The 15,387-nt window shown below is 62.0% G+C and carries 12 protein-coding genes; 10 read left to right on the plus strand and 2 right to left on the minus strand.

Going from position 1 to position 15,387, the window contains the following annotated elements; translation table 11 throughout:
* Positions 1-64 precede the first annotated feature (64 nt).
* Positions 65-1,063, minus strand: a complete 999-nt coding sequence (locus PQQ51_RS11275) for a helix-turn-helix domain-containing protein (RefSeq protein ID WP_408496937.1) — start codon at positions 1,061-1,063, stop codon at positions 65-67.
* An 882-nt stretch (positions 1,064-1,945) separates the two neighbouring features.
* Between PQQ51_RS11275 and PQQ51_RS11280 the strand changes: the two genes are divergently transcribed.
* From PQQ51_RS11280 to PQQ51_RS11295, 4 genes are all read left to right on the plus strand, one after another.
* Positions 1,946-4,162 (plus strand): hypothetical protein, encoded by a 2,217-nt coding sequence (locus PQQ51_RS11280; protein ID WP_408496853.1) that lies wholly within the window; start codon positions 1,946-1,948, stop codon positions 4,160-4,162.
* Positions 4,163-4,275: 113 nt separating this feature from the next.
* Positions 4,276-4,425, plus strand: coding sequence for a hypothetical protein (locus PQQ51_RS11285; protein ID WP_408496854.1), 150 nt, complete (start codon positions 4,276-4,278; stop codon positions 4,423-4,425).
* A 50-nt stretch (positions 4,426-4,475) separates the two neighbouring features.
* Entirely contained in the window at positions 4,476-4,928 is a 453-nt protein-coding gene (locus PQQ51_RS11290; RefSeq protein ID WP_408496855.1) for a GDP-mannose mannosyl hydrolase, read from the plus strand.
* Between the two features lie 96 nt (positions 4,929-5,024).
* Positions 5,025-7,415, plus strand: coding sequence for an FG-GAP-like repeat-containing protein (locus PQQ51_RS11295; protein ID WP_408496856.1), 2,391 nt, complete (start codon positions 5,025-5,027; stop codon positions 7,413-7,415).
* A 21-nt stretch (positions 7,416-7,436) separates the two neighbouring features.
* Here PQQ51_RS11295 and PQQ51_RS11300 read toward each other — a convergent pair whose 3' ends face one another.
* A complete protein-coding gene (locus PQQ51_RS11300; RefSeq protein WP_408496857.1) occupies positions 7,437-8,522 on the minus strand; it encodes a glycosyltransferase family 4 protein in 1,086 nt (361 codons plus the stop codon).
* A 734-nt stretch (positions 8,523-9,256) separates the two neighbouring features.
* On the opposite strand from PQQ51_RS11300, the gene PQQ51_RS11305 reads away from it, so the two are divergent.
* The 6 genes from PQQ51_RS11305 (at position 9,257) to PQQ51_RS11330 (ending at position 15,142) form a co-directional block, all read left to right on the plus strand.
* Positions 9,257-11,182, plus strand: coding sequence for a hypothetical protein (locus tag PQQ51_RS11305; RefSeq protein ID WP_408496858.1), 1,926 nt, complete (start codon positions 9,257-9,259; stop codon positions 11,180-11,182).
* A 376-nt stretch (positions 11,183-11,558) separates the two neighbouring features.
* Entirely contained in the window at positions 11,559-11,858 is a 300-nt protein-coding gene (locus tag PQQ51_RS11310) for a hypothetical protein (RefSeq protein ID WP_408496859.1), read from the plus strand.
* Complete coding sequence (locus tag PQQ51_RS11315; protein ID WP_408496860.1) at positions 11,840-12,445, plus strand: hypothetical protein; 606 nt, start codon at positions 11,840-11,842, stop codon at positions 12,443-12,445. Before PQQ51_RS11310 ends, PQQ51_RS11315 begins: the two co-directional genes overlap by 19 nt.
* Positions 12,446-12,878: 433 nt before the next feature.
* The gene (locus PQQ51_RS11320; protein WP_408496861.1) at positions 12,879-13,853 is read left to right on the plus strand and encodes a LysR family transcriptional regulator; all 975 of its coding nucleotides are present in this window, start codon (positions 12,879-12,881) and stop codon (positions 13,851-13,853) included.
* A 60-nt stretch (positions 13,854-13,913) separates the two neighbouring features.
* The gene (locus tag PQQ51_RS11325; RefSeq protein WP_408496862.1) at positions 13,914-14,132 is read left to right on the plus strand and encodes a hypothetical protein; all 219 of its coding nucleotides are present in this window, start codon (positions 13,914-13,916) and stop codon (positions 14,130-14,132) included.
* A 356-nt stretch (positions 14,133-14,488) separates the two neighbouring features.
* The gene (locus tag PQQ51_RS11330; protein ID WP_408496863.1) at positions 14,489-15,142 is read left to right on the plus strand and encodes a LysE family translocator; all 654 of its coding nucleotides are present in this window, start codon (positions 14,489-14,491) and stop codon (positions 15,140-15,142) included.
* Positions 15,143-15,387: the final 245 nt, after the last annotated feature.

The raw sequence follows: 15,387 nt of genomic DNA on the forward strand, positions 1-15,387 counted from the left end.
AAATACTCACCGAAGTGTGGCCTGGCGAGCGCAACCGGCCGCCTGGCGGCACCCGGCACCCGCGCTATTCGCCGACCAGCCGACGGCTCTGAATCCGGAACTCCGTGGGAGAAATTCTCATCCGCTTGCGGAACACTTTCGCGAGGCGGTCGCCGTTGCCCATGCCGGTACGGCGCGCGATCTTGTCGACCGGCAACTCCGATTCGGTCAACAGGCTGCACGTCACCGCGAGGCGTTCGTGCAGCAGGAAACTCGACGGCGTGATGCCCATTTCCATCTTGAAGCGGCGCAGAAAATTGCGTTCGCTCATCGCGGCGAACTGTGCCGCGTCGGCGATCGAAATCGACTGCTGGCAGTTTTCCTGCAACCAGCGCGCCGCGGCGCGCACCTTGTCGCCGGGGCTGAGACCGCCGTCTTCGCCGAGCAGCGGCGCGAGGTTCGAGCACGAATCGGCCAGCAGACGCTCCGCTACCGTGCGCGCGGCCGCGCCGCCCAGATCGCGCTTGATCATTGCGAGCGCGCTGCGCATCGATTCGAGCCGGTCGCCGGCGTCGCCGTTCGGTTCCGACTGACGCGACGACGGCAACGGCGCCGGGCGCCGCTCGCCGCCTTCCATCGTGTGGGCCGTCGTTTCCGCCGAATAGGCGGCCTCGAGCAACGCGCGTCCTTCCGCGATAGGCCGGACCATGCCCGTGTTGCGGCGCACCCGGCGCAGCCACGCGATCAGCCGTTCATCGGAAGCCGCGGCGAGCGCACCCTTGCCGCCCGCGACATACAACGCGTCGAAGCCGCCGTAATGACGCGCGTCGAGCCCGTCGGTCCACACCCGCAGCGCGGACGATGAAGTCACCATGCCGCCGTCGGCCGACAGGAACGCCACGTCGTACATCCAGCCGCCCGAACCCGACGACGCCAACTCGTTCGCCGCCTGAAAAACCTCGGCAACGACGCCGGCGCCTTGCAGCGAGCAGTCGTTGAACATCAGTATCGCGATGCGACGCATCCCTTTATTCGGTGCGTGCACCCAACGCAGCATTGCAGACTCGAGACTCGCGCAGGTCATAGTCATCCTCTCGCCGGAAACGGATACTTGTCACTTTCGAGGGCCGTACAGAGGCATCCTCTGTGCAGTGCATCATAGGCACCGGTAATCCAGCATTTAGCCGCCATGACCGAAAGTGCAGACATGTTGGCGTGTTGAAATGGTGGCCAGCCAATGATTTTCAGAACATTCCCGCCATTACGGTTCTTTTAGCGAATTAAACGCAGATTCCGCATATGAATCAGTTTGCATTCTGCGAATCTTAATGAAAAACAATTCGTTTTTTCGTGCGCCAGACCACACATTCGCGCTACTCGAAACAATGACGTGAAGATCGGATTGCGCCCTTTATCACGGCGATTTGAAGTGACATTTTTCTGTAACACCGGCAGAATGAGGGTAAGCCTCCGAGCGCGCCGGCATTCGCCGCGACCGCATGTGTGCGCGACTTTCTTCGTACTATTTATACAGCCGGTCGATAAACGTAAAACAGCCTTCAATATAAGGAATTCTTGCGGGGCAAAATTATTTAATTCGCTGCTATTGGAGCTCGAGAATATAAAGAAGACGATTAATGTTTCAAACCTGAAACATGGAAATAAGACAACTTCATACCGCGAGGCAATAGGCGGGCCAATGGCGGATTTGGTCGAACCGGAAACTGTCGGTTTCCGCCGCCGGATTGCGGAAATACACTATGCCATTTCCGCAACACCTCGCACTGTGCGCTTGCGCACGGCGGCTGTTGCCTGGTGGACTAGCAATTCGGCGACGCCGGGGATCATCATCGAACGACACGGGGATCACATGTCGAATGAACGCGGAACGGCCACGCAGCACGCTTGGTATCGATCTTTCGCCGGTGTCTGGCGTGCCTCGGGTACTGAGGTTGCGCGTACGCTCGTGGCCGTTTTTGCTGCGGCTTCGGTACTCGCATCCAGCACGTGCGTAGCGGCAGACAAGGCCGGGACGGCAGCAGCGCAAAGCGGCGCAGCGGCCCCGAGCCATGCCGCATTCAGCGCCGAAGGCAGGAAATGGACGCCGTGTGCGGCGGAATATGGCACCTGCCGTTTCAGCGGCACACGCGAGGTGTTGTACGGGACGGTCGAGCAGCATGCAATCAAGACGTTCACGGACAGCGCCGATTGCAACAACGGCGTATTCGGCGATCCCGCGCCGGGGGTCATCAAGCGTTGCGCGGTAGCTGACGACGCAGCGCAACAAGGCACCCCGCTCGCCGCAACCAGGCCGACGCCCACCGCGACGCCGGAGCCCCCGGCCGCGCCCGTTGCATTGCAGAATCCGCCTGGAGAAGGCTTGCGCTGCTCGGCGCCCACGTCACCAACCCGCGCCGCGCCGAACGGCGATCTGCTCGAAGCGGACACGCCGGGCGACGGCACACGCCTCTTCGCCGCGGACAAACCGTTCGCGATCGTCTTCACGTCGCGCCCCACGCAGAACGACACGCTCAACTGGCAGATTCGCGACAACTGGAACGTGGTGCGCGCCAGCGGCAAATTCGCGGTTGCCGCGGGCGCAACGCTGTCCACGCTGTCATGCGCTTCCAGCATTGCGGGTTACTTCGCGATTTCCGTGTCGCTCGAGCGCGCGCACGGACAGCTCGAATCGCGCGGCACACGGCCCACCGGCATCGCCACCTTCGGCGTGTTGCCCGACACCACCGCCACGTTGCCGCCGGTGCGCTATCCGTATGACGATCTGCATCGCTTCGGCGGCCAGGGCGCGGCCTATCTCGCGCCCGGCCAGCATTGCTGCGACGGCGACGGTTACCGGCCCGTCTACACGGCGCTCGGTTTGTCGTGGGTGAACGACAATCGCAACTGGTACATGGAAGAGCCGAAAAACGCCGGCACCTTCAACCCCGCGACAAAACAGTTGGCGCCGTTCTTCCGGCGCGGCGACATCCTGCGTCTGATTCAACTCGACGGAATTCCGCCATGGGCGAGTCCCACCGGCAAGGAGACGCACAGCTACGCGCCCACGTCGCTCGCGCAGATGAAGGACTACATGGCGAAAGTCGGCACCGAATCGAATCGCGTGCGCACCACCTACTTTCCCAAACAGCGCGACAACTACTATCAGGTCACCTGGGAGCCGGACGCGGACGGCGGACTGCCGTGGCGCGACAGCGACGCGAATTTCATCGCGATGTACCAGGCCGTTTGGGAAGGCATTCATCAGACCGACCCGCATGCTGTCGTCATGGGGCTGACGTACGCGTCGGTGCAGGCGAACGTCAAGTGGTTGCGGCGCCTGGGTCCGCAGGGAATCGGCCGCTATCTGGACGGCGTGAGCATTCACGGCTACTACGACATCGGCACGACGCCGTCGCATCCTCCCGAGCGCGTCGCCGACACCGGCAATCAGGGCACCGTGCCGGGCGCATTGCCCGCTGCCATGCGCGCGCTGCGCCACGAAATGAGCCGCTATCTGAAGCCCGGCGCGCCGCTGTTCGTCACCGAGACCGGTATCAGCTACGACATCGGCGAGTCGTACGGGAAGAACTACCCGGGCTGGAACGTGCTGTATGCGCAGGCCGCGGTCGTCGCGCGCACGCATCTGATTCTGCTCGGCGAAGGCGCGGACATGAGCTATGTGTTCTACCTCGCCGACATGCCGGAGACCGCGCCCGGCTACGGCGTGTTCTTCGAACTCGAGCACCCGGCCGGCGCGTACGGCCCGACCCGCATCAGCCCCAAACCCGCCGCGCTCGCGGTGGCGGCGATGACGCGCATCGTCGACGGCACCGTCACGCTCGGCCCGCTCAAAGGCTTGCCCAGGGGCGTGTATGGCTACGCGTTTCGCCGGCTCGGCGGCGGCAAGGTGGTGACCGCGCTGTGGACGCACGACAACGACCAATGGAGCGCGAAGGCGGGCTTCAGCGCGAGCCAGAGCGCGGACTACCGGCTACGGGTCGACGCGGCGGGCACGTCGGGCAATGTCGCCGTGCTCGACATGATGGGCAACGCGTCGACGCTGCCGTATCGCGACGGCGTGGCGAGCATCAGGCTTTCGCCGACACCCGTCTACGTGATCTCCACGAACGCCGACGTGTTCAGGGATGCCGTCACGACGCCGGAAGGTTACGTCGCGCGGTAGATGTCGAACGGCGCCGATATTTCGGCGTGATGAGACAGGTCAACAGGCTTTCCGGGCACGTAAGATGAACTAAGAAAAATTGGGCACACGGATCGATACTCTGGAGCCCGGACATGAATGGCCTTGCCTGGACGATGCTGGTGCTAGCCGCAATGATCGGCGCAGCCTTGTTCGCGACAATCGGCGCCGTGCTGCTCGCCTTGCTGCTTGCGAGCATTTCAGAGCGGCTCACGAAAAACGACGCCCATTACGACGACTATTAGCACATTGCAGCATTGCAGCAGCGCCATCGCCTCGGGAGAAAACCAAACCCATGCTGACCCAACTCGATTTCCTGGACGTGGTTCGTCTCACGCCGCTAATCGCGATCGATCTGATCGTCACCGACACGGACGGGCGCGTGCTGATCGGACACCGTCGCAACCGGCCGGCACGCGGTACATGGTTCGTGCCGGGCGGCCGCATTCACAAGGACGAAACGCTCGACGCGGCGTTCTCGCGCATCGCCGACGCGGAGCTGGGTATCGCGAAGCTTGCGCGTTCGGCCGCGCGCTTCGAGGGCGTATTCGAGCATCATTACAGCGACAATTTCGCGGCCGAGCCCGACGTGTCCACGCATTACATCGTACTGGCCTACGCGTTGCCGATCCACAGCGCGGCGCCGGTCGGACGGCTCGATCAGCACAGCGACTATCTGTGGATCACGCCGCCTGAATTGCTGGCGCGCGAAGACGTCCACGACAACACCAAGGCGTATTTCCGCTGAGCGCGCAACGCGATCTTTAATGCACTGTGACCTCGCCAACGTGCCGGGTCGAGCAGGTGAAGTAAGATCGAGCCCACCGTCAGGGCTCGAATCAACATGCGACTATCGGCAACCAGGCTCGTTCGCGTTTCATTTCAGGCTTTTCTCGCGGTTCTATGCTTCACGTTGCTGCCCGGTGCGGCCCACGCGGCCAGCGGGGTCGCTTGCAACGCGGGCACGCTGGTCACGGTCGTCGCGCATCTCGACGACGACCTGTTGTTCGTCGACCCGGCCATCAGCGAGCGGCTCGACGCCGGCTGGTGCATCACCACGGTTCATCTGATCGGCGGCGCCAACGGTGCGAATTTCGCGTATGTGCTGACACGCGAGCGGGCTTCGCGACTCGCGTACGCCCGCATGGCAGGCGTGCCCAACGAGTGGCTCGAATCGAATCTGACGATCGCCGGCAAGCTGGTTCACCAGATGGTGTTGAAGGCGAAGCCGCAGGTCCGTCTGCTCGAATTCCGCCTGCCCGGTGGCGCCGTGCGCGGTGGCCGCGAACCGCTCGGCTTGCTGTGGGAACAGCGCGCCACGCTTTCCACCTATCCGATGAACGCCGACGGCACCGTGCGCGTGCAATACGATCGGACCTCGTTGTCGGCGACGCTGAAAGTGATCCTCGCGGACGCGACGCAGATCTACACGCTCAATCCGGATACCGTTCCGTTTCTCGAACATCCCGATCACATCTTCGCCGCGCGCATCACGCGCCACGTCGCGCAGACGCTGAACCGCAGCGTGCCGATCGAATACCACGTGACGTATCCGACCGGCGGCTGGCCGGCCAATCTGCCGGCGGCCGAGGTGCAACGCAAGCGCGATATCGTCGCGAGCTACTTCGCAATCGACGGCAGCGACTACTCACACGTATTCGGCGAGTTTCAGTGGGACGGCAACTGGGTCGCGCGCCGCTATGCGTTCGCGGATCGCAGCGATCACCGCATCGCGGATTTCCAGTCGCATCCCATTCAACTCTTCAATGCGGCGTCGAGCCGCTGCCTGACGTCCGCCGGCAACGGTCGCGCGCCGACGCTCGCCGCGTGCACCGACTCGCCGACGCAGCAGTGGCGCTGGGACCCGCTGACCGTTTATCCGGGCAATACGCGCAACGCGGCGCTCGTCAGTGTCGCCACGTCGCAATGCATCGCGGAGCGCGACGGCTATCTGATCGCCGAAACCTGCGATCAGTGGGACATCACACAGCGCTGGACGCCGTGGGACTTCGGACTCGTCTATACGCCGCAGCGTCATTGTCTCGGCGAGAACGGCGGCAAGCTCGCGGTGCGCGGCTGCTCGGCGCTGACCACGCGCTATCGCTGGGCCACCACGCAGCGCACGCAGGCAACCGACCTGCGGCTCGCGACCGCCATGTATGGGGATCTCGGCGGCACAGGCGCGCCGTCCGCGGTGTATGTGCAGCGTCAGAAGGACGGACCGGGTTTCAATGTGTTCGCGGCGTCGCTCGAGAAAACATCGCGCCCCGCGCTGTGGTATGCGGGCGTGGTGCCGTTCGACTATCGCGCCACCGCGCCGAGTTGCGCCGGCAACACACTCTGTTTCGACAGCGTGCGCTTTCTGCTCGGCGATTTCGATGGCGACGGCAAAGCGGACTTGATGGTGATCGGCGCGCGCGAGGGCGGCACCGCGTTCTGGTTGCTGCGTAATGCGGGCGGCCGCTTCGAAGCGCCGCGTCTGTGGTTGCAAACGAGTCGCGCGTTCCGGCCGGAGATAACCCAGCAATACGTGGCCGCCGATTTCAATGGAACCGGACGTGCCGGAATATTGATCGCGCAGAAACGAAGCGACGCGGGGCTCGATTTGTGGGTGGCGTCGTCTGCCGGCTTGAGCGGCTCTGCGCCGACACTATGGGCACAGGCGAAAACGCTGCGGCAGAACAGCAATCTTCTTGCGCTTCAGGGAACCGGCTCGCGGACATCGCTCGTCGCCGTGGATAGCGCGGACGGCCGGCTCGCGCTCACGCCGATCGCTAACGCAGGCGCTCGCATGACGATCGGCGAACGCAAATTGTTGCCCGCGTCTTTCGTGCCCGACTTCGTGAAAGTCGCCGCCGGCGCCGCCCAGGGTAAAGACAGCAATACGCTGCTTCTGCTGACCCCGCATCTCGACGGCACGAGCGACGACGCGTTAATCGACATCTCGACTATCGACGCCACTGGCGCAACGACTACGCCGGTGCAAACAGCGACATTACGTGGGATGTCATGGTCCGATGTTTTTCCGGCCGTCGTGCGCGATAACGGCAATGCGTCGCTCGTGCTGTATCGACGAACCGACGCCACGCTCGGCGATTTCTATTTCACAGGCGGTGCGGCCGCGCTGACGCGCTACCCACTGAACGCGAATTTCGCGCCGGGGGACGCGCAGGAACTCGGCGCACTGCCAGGGCTTTTCTCCGAGACGTTGCGAATCGACCGGCTCGCGCAGTGATGAACTGCGCGAGCCGCGCGATCAGGCCGACACCCGCATAGGCTGCACGAACTTACGGGCGACGCTCATATAGCGATCCGCCGTGTCGTGCAGCGTGTAGCCCGAGAGCTGGCGGCTCGCGCGCGGCGTGTCGAGCGCGCTGAGCAATGCGCGGCCGTAGCCGGCCGCGTCGGTCGTATCGACAAGACTCACGCCGTCGAAGCCGCTCGCAAAACCGAACGACGGAATCCGGTTCGCCACCACAGGAATGCCCGAAGCGAGCGCCTCGAGAAAACCGATGCTCTGTGCTTCGAAGCGCGACGGCATCGCGAACACGCGCGAGCTCCGCAGAATCGCCGCGACATCCGAACGGGGTCCGCACACGGTCACGCGGCTTTCCAGGCCGAGTTGAGCGACGAGCGACTGCACCGCTTCGTAATAGCCGATTTCCTCGACTACGCCGCACAACAGCAACCGCGCATCCGGCTCGCTCTGCACGACGCGCTCGAACGCGCGGATCGTGTCGAGTTGATTCTTCGCTTCTATATAGCGGCCGAGTTGAACGATCTGCTTCGACGGCACTTCGATCGCCGGCGCGGCCACGTCGATAGCCTGCGCGAACTGAGCGGCATCGACGCCATTCGGAATCACGACCATGGCCGGGTGTTCGCCGATCTCGCGTAGATAGTCGTCGATATTCTGTTGGGACACGCCGATGATCGCTCTCGCGCGCCGCGACAGAAGACGCTCCGCATGTTTCAACGAGCCGTTCTCGAAGTCGTTGACGCCGGAGTGCATCACCCACGCGATCGGCGTGTGCACGGGCAGCAGCCGTACATACAACGCCGCGAGCGTTGCGTGGGCAACGATGAAATCAGGCCTGAACTGACGCACTACGCGATACAGATGCAGCAGCTTGCCGATCCTGCCGTGGTGCATCTTCGGAAACATACAGGTGACGCCGGCGCTCTGGAGTTCGCTGCGAATGTCGGCGAAATCGTCCTGCTGCGGCAGCAGCGACGCCATGCAGACTTCATGCCCCGCGCGCTGGTGATGAATCGCCAGCCCCTTTACCAGTACTTCTGCCCCGGAAAGCCGTGGTGCGTGAACCAGCTGAAGAATTCTCACGATTTATCTCTCGGGATAACCGCATTTTTTGCGCAGCGGGTGGACAGGCCGATCCGGCCAATACACCGGCATAAGGGAAATTATCGGCATTCCATCATCTTTTGATCGTTGATCCGTACACGCCCTTTCGGGTCGCGACGTCGTCTCCATGAAACAGCGACAGTTCCGCTGCGAAGCCACTATCGCGAGGAAACGTTACACCCAAGCATAAGCTGTATTACGCCAACTCCAAGGCGCTATCGGCGCGCCAATGAGCGGCAGCGCCCATTTCTCATCGCTTTACGCGAATTCTGATAGTTAGGCATCCGTTTCAATGGCCTTCGACCTCAAGTGAAGATGGCGGAAAAAGACTGTATTCGCCCGACTTTTTCATTGGTTTGATCAATGCAATTAGTACTTCGACTTTGTTCATACGTAACGACTCGTTACTTCTTTTAAGCATACTAATGCGTATCGTTGCGGTCGATTCTTCCCATTCGTGGCTTCCAACCTGACGAAACAGTAAATACTCCGTCGCGTAAACGCGATGAAGTCGGACAAGGCGGTTCAGCCGTCTCTTTCCATCAGACGTCAGGCCATTTTCGTCGTACTTTCCCCGGTCGTTCGAATCCGCCAAGCCGGCTTTTGCACGCGGCTCGGATTCGTATGAATGAACCCCGACGTTCGATTGATCTCCCCCGCGTGCGTCGCGAAGAGATCAACGATCGCTCAGCTAACTCATTGCTTATAGACTGATGAAATCGCATCTACTCGTACTTTCCACACTTTCTCTGGCACTCGCGGCTTGCGGCGGCGGCGGTAGTGGTGACGGCTCGTCCAGCAGCACGTCGACCCAGGCCAACGGCAGCAGCGGCGCCGCTACCGGCGGCGCGAATCCCGCCAGCCTGAATGCCGCCGGCAATTCCACCGCCAAGCTGAGCTGCGCGTCGCCCGCGACGTCGGCGGGTTCCGGCAGCGCGACTATTTCCGCCGACACACCCAGTGCCGACGGCACGCGGATCTTCGCGGCCGGCAGCACCTTCCAGCTTGCTTTCACCACGAACGCGCCGAGTGCCGACACGCTGAACTGGGCCGTGACGGACACCCTCGGCAACGCAGTGGCAAGCGGCAGCACGCCGGTTGCAAGCGGTTCGCAAAGCATCACGTTCAGTTGCACGTCGACGCTCGCCGGCTACTTCGCCGCGACTGGCACGCTCGCCAGAAACGGTGGCCAGTTGCCGCAAGCGGGCACGCGTCCGGTCGGCATCGCGACCTTTGGCGTGACGCCGAACCTGTCGGGCGTGATTCCGGCCGTCAGTTATGCGCGTCAGGAACAACATCGCTTCGGCATGCAGGGCGCGAACGACAACGGGCCGCTGCTCGCGGCGCTCGGCATTTCGTCGACGATCGACGACCGCCAGTTGTCGGCGATGGAGCCGAACGGCCGGAACACGTTCAACCCGTCGGCAAACAATCTCGATCCGTTCTACCAGAGCGGCAACGTGATGCGCCTGATCCGCCTCGACGGGATTCCCGCGTGGGCGAGCAGCACCGGCGCGTTCCAGGACGACACCGGCGTGCCGACCGACCTCGCGTACTACCAGAACTACATGAGCCGCGTGGGCACCGAATCGAACGCGATCCGCAGCGCGTATTTCCCGACGCAATCGGCCAACTACTACCAGGTGACGTGGGAACCGAACCAGATGTGGACGGACACGGACGCCAACTTTGTCGCGCTCTACAAATCCGTCTACCAGGGCATTCATTCGACCGATCCGCACGCTGTGGTGATGGGTCCCGCGGACGCATTTCCGAGCCTCACCACCACGCGCCTGAAGCGCCTCGCTCCGCTCGGCTTCGGCCAGTACATCGACGGCGTGGCCACTCACGGTTATTACGACGCGGGCACTTCGCCGTCGCATCCGCCGGAGCGCTACGACGCCGATCCGTCGACCGCCGACAGTTCGTTGCGCGGCCAGATGCGCGCACTGCGCTCCGAAATGGCCACTGACTATCGCACCGGCATGCATCTGTTCTCGACCGAAGCCGGCATCAGCTACGACATCGGCAGTGCGTACGGTCCGAACTATCCAAGCGCGAACGTGCTGTACGCGCAGGCCGCGGTGGCGGCGCGCATGCACATCATCACGCTCGGCGAAGGCGCGGATCAGACCTATGTGTTCTACGGCGCGGACTATCCGGGTGAAGTGGGCTACGGCACGTTCTTCGATCTGAGCGACCCGCAAGGCGCATACGGCGCGACGAATATCAGTCCGAAGCCGGTAGCGATGGCAATCAGCGCGATGACCCATACGCTCGACGGCACCACCACGCTCGGCCCGGTGAACGGCACGCCGAACGGCGTCTATGCGTACGCGTTCCAGCAGGTCGGCAACGGCGCGGTGATCACTGCGTTGTGGGCGCATAACAACAACGTGTGGAGCGCAAGCGCCGGCTTCAGCCCGACCTACAGCGTGCCGTATAGCCTCAGCGTGGATGCGCCGGGTACGAGCGGTACCGTCAAGGTGATCGACATGATGGGCAATGCGTCGACGATCAACTACAGCAATGGCACGCTCGCGCTGAACCTGACCGAGTCGCCCGTGTATGTGGTGTCGAACAACGCTTCGCTCGCGAAGGGCAATGCGACGACGCCGGTGGGTTACGTCGGTATGTAAAAGTAGCTGACGCAACCGGGTTTCACGATACCGGTATGACGATGCGAAAGTCCGTCGGCAAGCACACGCTTGCCGACGGATTTTTTTATTGGAGTACCAACTATTAATTCATTTCACTTCGCTTCTCCCGTTTCATGTTTATCCGCGATCGCAGCCAGTGTTTCCGGCCGCAATGGAAATGATGTGCTCTCACTTGGCATCGCAACGGCGCTCGTCTAAAAACAGTTATCGAGTCGTCGACGCCGACGGCGGGCATATGCCGTAGCCAGCTCGTAGATGCGACAGGCCGGAGAAGCTCATGGTCAGTTTGTCAGGAACGCAGCGGCTCAGAAAACTTGCGGCCACCTGGGCGCTCGTGTCGTGTTGCACAGGATGCGTGGTCACCACCACGTATTTCGACGACGGAAAAACAGAGACGCGATGGTTGGGCTTTACGCATCTGGACATACGAAGTCCGTCCGGCGACGAAGCGGGTCCCGTGGCGACGCGCCTGCGCTCACTGGGCATTCTTGTCGGCACGGAATCCGGCATCGGATATTTCGACGACAGCTATGTGCGCATTCCATTCGATTGCCGGATCGTGTTTCTGGTGCAAACCGAAGCGCAGCTTCTGGAAGCAAAGAGAATGATCGACGACCAACCTGATAAGGGATATTCATGCGCTACCCGCTATTGAAAATAATTGCAGCGAGCGTCGGCGTTGCCGCGTGCACAGTATCCTGTTCGAATGCGCCACGAGCCAATACGCTCATTTTCGACACTCACACCGTTATCGCCTTCGACGTGTCACAAGAGCCGACCGGCAACCTCGGCATGACGCTGGGTTATCGCCGGCGGGAGTCCATCTGGCTACCACTGCTTCCGAATACTGCCAGCGCGTCGGATCAGACAACGCAGGCCGCTTGCAAGTCGGACTCGTGCAAGGCATTTGTTGCGACCACCGGCAACAACAGTGAGACGGGGGGAACCGACGCACGCGATACCTACTCGGTGCTAGCCAGCTTTTCCGACCAGTCGAGTGGCGGGTCGCCGGTCGCGGCATCGGAAGCCGGCATGACCGGCGGCACAGCGCTCACCCAGTACATTGCGACGGGTTTTGCCGCGCGCGCGTTGGCTGAAAACGGCTCGGTCGGTGCGAACGCTCGCGTGTCAACACCTGATCCCGGCGTCGCGTCAACCCGCAAACGCGGCGTCAACGGCGAGCCGGGCAGCGGCACACGCAAGCTCGAGCAAACCTTCAACGGCCCCACTCCGAATCGATGACACCTGCTCCAGATATTTCGTCGAGCCGCCCTGCCACGATGCACTGAACCACCCTTCCAGGCGAAAGCTCGTCATGGCCCTGCGATAACCGTCAGGATTCCTGTCAATTATTAAAAATAAACATCAAATTCCGTAGTTTTTCGAGGCGGCATTGGGTCGCAGAACTCAATTCGCATGAAACAAACTCGACTAGCGTTTACTCAGCCCAACAGAGGATCAATGTGGCACCCAATAAGGTCCACGATGTCATTCACAAAATTAATATTATAGGTATCGTCATCTCGCGAAAAATGTTAATTCGTCATACGAATCATTGATATATTAAATTTAACTGAATATTATTTTTTACAATTCGTATCAAGCGTTTCTGGTACGACCGGATGAGCCGAAAGACGCTCCCTAATGAATCAGCGCGCCCTCCGCGAGGAAGACCATGAATCAGATTCACGCAATGCGTGTTTTCATTACCGTCGCCGAAACTCGAAGCTTTCGCCGCGCGGCACAGCAGCTCGCCGTGTCGAACGCCCTTGTCACCCGATCGATCGCAATGCTGGAAGCACGTCTGCAAACGCGGCTCATCAACCGCACCACGCGCAACGTCGCGCTAACCGATGCGGGTAAGCGCTACCTCGAGGGATGCCGGGGCGTGCTCGAAGAATTCGATCAACTCGAGAAAACGCTCGTGCAGAGCGAACAGGAGCCGACGGGTACGTTGAGCATCGTCGCGACAGCCTCATTGTCGCTGCCCACACTCACGCCGCTATTCGACGGATACCGGCGCCGCTATCCGAAAGTCAAAGTGCGCCTGACCCTGGCGGAAAGCTATGTCGATGTGGTCAACGACGGCTATGAGGATCGCTACGACGTCGGGATCGTCACGTCGGCGCCGGCTGCGCGCGAGGACCTGGTTCATCGTCCGATCGGCAGTAATGCGCTCGCGTTGTGCGCGTCGCCAGGGTATCTCAACCGGTGGGAGGAACCACTCACGCCCGACGAGCTTGCATCGCATTCATTTGTCGCGCTGCCCGACGCAGAACAGGACGGCGCGTGGAAATTCATCGACTCTTTAGGGCAGTCGCAACTGGTCAAATTGCGCCCGGTCTATACGGTCAACAGTGCATTGATGGTGCGGCAGGCGGCGCTGGCCGGAATGGGCATCGCAATCCTGCCATCACAGCTGGTCGCCGACGATCTCACGGCCGGCACGCTTAACAGGGTGATGAAAGACTACCGCTTCGACGATCCGGATGGGAATATCTCCGTCGTGTATCGCAGGCGGCAATACGTGCCGCCCAAAACACGTTCGTTCGTCGACTATACGGTGGAGTACTTCGAGCGCGGCAAGCGCGCACCCGCCGAAGCGGTCGCTCATCTGACCGCGTATAGCTACGACGCAGCGGAAGACTAGCCAGGCAGCGCCAGACAACGACAAGTAACCATGACGGAAAGCAGGCATGAAAACACCTGCATGAAAACCAAAAGCAGCGCACACTACCGGCACAGCTCCCTGGCGGAGCGAAAAGAAGGCGCCAATTGGGAGTCCATCATGGCAAAAGGTCAAATGCGCAGTAACCGCGAAGTGAAGAAACCGAAGCAGGCGAAGAAGCCGCAGCCGGCTACTTCGCCGTCCGGCGCGCCGCCGATTCGTGTTGCGCCGAGCACGTCCTCGACGCAAAAGAAGCACTGATCCGGCCACGCATGAAAAGACCCGCTGGCCACTCCGGCGGGTCGCCACCGAAGCACCGCATTACTTCGACATATCCTCCAGCACGACCTCCCACACGCCGATCGCCGGCATCGGTATTTCCCTCCCGTCCAACGCAAACTCCAAAGCTCACCCGTTCGGCTCGCTACGCAGGTATGTCGAGACTGCCGATCGGCACCACGTCGCGGCTCCGCCGGCGCGAGCATCCTGCGTCTCGCCTTGTCGGGAATTGTGCGGCTCGTTATGCTGAGGGGCGCGCGGCACGCTCAGGTAAAAAGGCCGATGGAGCATCCGGCGCAGCACAAGACAGAACACTCCACCAGGACCCGGAACAGCACATGTCCACTACCAGCCTCTTCTTCACCGCCGCGGGCGTCGGCCTCGCGATCGCCGCACCGGTCGGCCCGATGGGCATGCTGTGCATCCGTCGCACGCTGACCGGCGGCCCACGCGCCGGGCTCGCGATCGGCTTCGGGATCGCGAGCGGCGATGCGGCGTATGGACTGATCGCGGCGCTTGGACTCGTCGGCATTTCGCAATTCATGCTTGCCTATGATCGGCCCTTGCATCTGCTCGCCGGTTTGTTCCTGCTCTATCTGGGCGTGCGCACGCTGCTGCAGAAAGCCCCTGCCGACGCAGCGACGGGTAACGCCGACTCCGACTCCGACGCAAAGCTCGCCCAGGTCGGCCGCTCCGGCGCGTTGCGTGCCTACGCGAGTTCATTGCTGCTAACGCTGACCAATCCGCAAACCGTCATCATGTTCGCTGCGCTGTTCACGACGCTGGCGCCGCGCGGCGCGTTTTCGTCGAGTGTCGCGTTGATCACCGTGAGCGGCGTGTTCTGCGGCTCGATCGCGTGGTGGTGTTTCCTCGTGACGGTCGTGTCGCTCGCGCGCCATGCGATCGGCAGCAAGCTTCGCGTTGCGATCGACCGGGTGGTCGGGCTCACGCTCGCGGCATTCGGCGCGGTCGAGATTCGCCGCGCGCTTTGATCGATTGCTGTTGGCGAGCTAAGTGTGCTGCTCGCCGACGCGTATCCGCGACGCAACGGTCTCGCGCGTGTGAGCCACCGCGAGAAAGCGTCGCTGCCCACACCGCCCACGCAATCACGTCAGTTTTGCGACAATAGCGGCTTTCGCCGCACCGCGCCGCGTCCCGCACGTCTCGCGATGATCACGATTCACGTGATCTCGACGGGCTTCCGCGCGTCGGCGTTCAACCTCATCCAGAATCCACC

The organism is Paraburkholderia xenovorans (genome assembly GCF_046030735.1).
GTDB lineage: Bacteria > Pseudomonadota > Gammaproteobacteria > Burkholderiales > Burkholderiaceae > Paraburkholderia > Paraburkholderia xenovorans_A.